3 protein-coding genes and 1 pseudogene are annotated in these 3,371 nt (G+C 63.1%); 1 reads left to right on the top strand and 3 read right to left on the bottom strand.

All coding sequences use genetic code 11. From position 1 onward, the window contains the following. Positions 1-101: pseudogene (locus K2Y56_RS25160) on the bottom strand (AAA family ATPase); the annotation flags it as partial. Positions 102-487: 386 nt separating this feature from the next. Continuing rightward, positions 488-1,480, bottom strand: a complete 993-nt coding sequence (locus K2Y56_RS25155; RefSeq protein WP_292514516.1) for a magnesium transporter CorA family protein — start codon at positions 1,478-1,480, stop codon at positions 488-490. Positions 1,481-1,632: 152 nt separating this feature from the next. Between K2Y56_RS25155 and K2Y56_RS25150 the strand changes: the two genes are divergently transcribed. Further along, positions 1,633-3,132 (top strand): carbohydrate porin, encoded by a 1,500-nt coding sequence (locus tag K2Y56_RS25150; protein WP_292514513.1) that lies wholly within the window; start codon positions 1,633-1,635, stop codon positions 3,130-3,132. Positions 3,133-3,187: 55 nt separating this feature from the next. On the opposite strand, the gene K2Y56_RS25145 is transcribed toward K2Y56_RS25150, so the two are convergent. After that, positions 3,188-3,371: hypothetical protein (locus tag K2Y56_RS25145; protein ID WP_292514510.1), on the bottom strand; the 184-nt coding region annotated here is incomplete at its 5' end.

The raw sequence follows: 3,371 nt of genomic DNA, 5'->3' as shown, positions 1-3,371 counted from the left end.
CGAGCACGCGATACCCGCGTAGGACAAGCGACTGCGCGAGATGTGCCGCGGTAGTCGTCTTGCCGGAGCCACCTTTGTTCTACGACCACCAGAACGCCGACGGGAACCGCGGCCGAGTTGGCATTGACGGAATTTTCCATCCCACTGCTCCATCTTAAGAGCATCTCAGTGCTCTGGCGCTTCGGCAACCCACACCGAAATCCGGATTGATGATAGCACGTCTGATGCTACTTTCAACACTCAAATCCGGAAAGCCGGTTTATCTCGCTCGCACGAAGGCGCTTGCGCAGAGCGCCATCATCAAACTTAATGCACACCGGCGTAACGCCGGCTAAAAGAACAACCTAGCGGTCTAAACCTAACGCTTGGTACCCGTATTAAAGGTCCGATGCAGGCGGAAAGCAGACTATGACCGTATATCCGGAGGCGGACGTCACCGATCATGTTTTTCGTGGCGGTTTAGTATCCGGATGGCCGCGACGGTTTGCTACAACCAGCCTTTGCGCTTGAACCAGTAGTAGGGCAGCGCAGCCGAGAGCCCCATGAGGAGCAAGGCGAAGGGGTAGCCAAACGCCCACTTGAGCTCGGGCATCGCCTCGAAGTTCATGCCGTAGATCGTGCCGACGACGGTGGGTGGGAGGAACAGCACGGCGGCAATCGAAAACACCTTGATGATCCGGTTCTGAGCCAGGTTGATCAGCCCCAGCGTCGCCTCATGCAAATAGACGATCTCGGATGAGAGCTGGCCCTCATAGGCCGAGAGTGAACGTAGATCCCGCTCGATCATCTTGAGACGCCGGGTGCCATCATCTGTCAGCCACTCGCTCGTCCCTTGACGCATGAACGGCACGAGCCTGGATAGCGCGAGCACGCTCTCGCGCAGGATGGCCATGGTCATATTCTTTCGCCCCAATCGCTTGATCAGGACCTGAAGCTCATCCTCGGCGCGCTTGGGCCTACGGCGTGGCTGGTCGTCGTCGAAGAACAGCCTGACGGAGACCTCGTTCAAGTCCGCCGCGACCAGTTCTAGGACGTCGGCCGCGCGTTCGACGATGCTGTCGAGCAACGAGGCGAGGATACGGTCGCTGCTGGTATGCAGTTCGGGCTGGCGTTCGCACTTTGCCTCGAAGGTGCGGAACGGGACCGGGTCGGCATAGCGCACTGAAACGAGGTGGGTCTGGGTTAGCACGAAGGTGACCTGCGCGCGGGCGGGTCGACCCTCACCGGCACCGTCAATCACCACCGCCGTCATCACAAGGGCGCCTCGGTCCTCGTAAAGGCGCGACGACTCCTCGATCTCGGCCATTTCCTGGCGAGTTGGCACCTGCAAGTTGAGCAGGGTCTCGACCGTCTTCTCCTCGTCGTGCGACGGGTCGCGAAGGTCGATCCAGAGCGTCTCGGTAAGTGCGGGGATGCCTTTCGTCGAAGCGGTGTCTAGGCGAACGAGGCGGCCTGCGCGAAGGCCGTAGAAGGTCATCATGGGTGAGGCTTCCTGGAACCGCCGTTTGGTGTTGCAGGCGCGCTATACGGGTGCGGCTGCTAGCCTCCAACAGGGATCCGCAGCTCCCCTCACTGGGGTAACCCGCGGTAGGATGCGAGCACCTTCGACGCGATTGAGGATCGGCAAGCTACATGGGATGGTCGCGCCGCCCCTCCATCCTGGCCATCGTCCTCGCGCTGGCGCCCGGGTCGGTTTTGGCACAGCTTTCTCCGGAGGACATCGGCCGCCTCGCTGGCGAAGGCGTCCGCATCGGCTCGCCGCTCGGCGCTGGCGGCGATCCCCAAACCTCGGTCGCCCAGCCGGAAGCCTCCGCCAAGCCTTCGGCCAACTTGAACACCTCGATCCAGGGTTCGCTCGGACCGTATGGTGATCCTGGTGGCCTGCGCAGCTTCCTCCTCGGCAAAGGTGTCAGCTACAGCCTCACCTATATCGGCGAGAGCTTCGGCAACGCGACCGGCGGCTCACGGCGCGGCGGCATCTACGAGGGACGGCTCGACTTTCAGTTTGATGCCGACCTGGAGAAACTCATGGGCTGGCAGGGCGCGACCTTCCATACCAATCTGTACCAGATCCACGGCACCGGGCTCTCGCGCTACTACGTCAACAATTTCATTACCGTGAGCGCCATCGAGGCGCTGCCCTCGTCCCGCCTCTACGAACTCTGGCTCGATCAGAAGCTCTTCGACGGGCAGCTTAGCCTGAAGGTCGGCCAGATCGCAGCCGACACCGAGTTCGCGGTGAGCCAGACCGGAACACTCTTCATCAACTCGACCTTCGGCTGGCCCAACATCATGGCCGTGGTGATCCCGAGCGGCGGCCCGATCTATCCTCTCGCGGTCCCGGCGGTGCGCGCGAAGTACGTGCCGAACCAGAACTTCTCGCTGCAGATCGGTGTGTTCGATGGTGACCCGGCTGGTCCTCCACGGATCGACAACGACCCCGATCCGCAGCGGCGCAACCGGACCGGCACCAACTTCCGCACCAATGACCCGGCCCTGGTGATCGCCGAGGCGGCTTATGCTTACAACATCGCGAAGGGAGACCCGGGCGAGCCCGGCACGGTGACGCTAGGCGGCTGGTACCACTTCGGGCGGTCCAACAGCCTTCGGTTCGACACGGCCGGCGGCAGGCTGGCCGACGTGGCAAGCACTAGCATTGCCCGCCGCTTCCGCGGCGACAGCGGGATCTACGGCATCATTGACCAGATCATCTACCGCGAGCCCGACGACCAGAACGACGGCGCCAGCGTCTTCCTGCGCATGTCCGGGTCGCCTACCGACCGCAATCTGCTCGATTTCTACGTCGATGCCGGCATCGCCTACAAAGGGCTGCTGCCGGGCCGCTCCGATGACACCGTGGGCGTCGCCTACGCGCTCTCGCGGATCTCGCGCAGCGCACGCGGCTTCGACACGGACTCGATCTTCCTGACAGGTATTGCCAGCCCACGACGCAGCAGCGAGGCGGTGATCGAGGCTACCTACCAGGCCGTGCTCGGCCCCGGCGTGACCCTGCAGCCGGACTTCCAGTACGTCTTCCGCCCGAGCGGCGGCATCGCCAACCCGCGCGATCCCAGCGGAAGCCGGATCAGGAACGCGGCCGTGTTCGGCCTACGGGGCATCATTCGCTACTAAAACAAGCCGCAAGCCGCCTAGGCAGGCCGCAACAGGCCACCCAGGCAGGCGGCTGTTAGATGCTGATCTGCGCTCCGATCTCTACCGCTCGCTCGACGGGGATGCGGAAGTGGCGAGAGGCATCCGTCGCCGTGCGCGCCAGAGCGATGTAGATGCGGTCCTGTGCGTATTCCGACGAAGCCGGCCGGGGATTCCGATTTGAAGCCGGCCGTCGTTCCGAGGCGAAGCCGGCCACCATT

It is taken from the genome of Methylobacterium sp., from assembly GCF_019745455.1.
Taxonomy (GTDB): Bacteria; Pseudomonadota; Alphaproteobacteria; order Rhizobiales; family Beijerinckiaceae; genus Methylobacterium.
This window is presented reverse-complemented; position numbering and strand designations above follow the sequence as displayed.

What these genes read in the sequence shown, in the direction of transcription:
- K2Y56_RS25155 (WP_292514516.1), bottom strand. Translation starts at nt 1,480, where the DNA reads ATGATGACCTTCTACGGCCTTCGCGCAGGCCGCCTCGTTCGCCTAGAC.
- K2Y56_RS25150 (WP_292514513.1), top strand. Translation starts at nt 1,633, where the DNA reads ATGGGATGGTCGCGCCGCCCCTCCATCCTGGCCATCGTCCTCGCGCTG.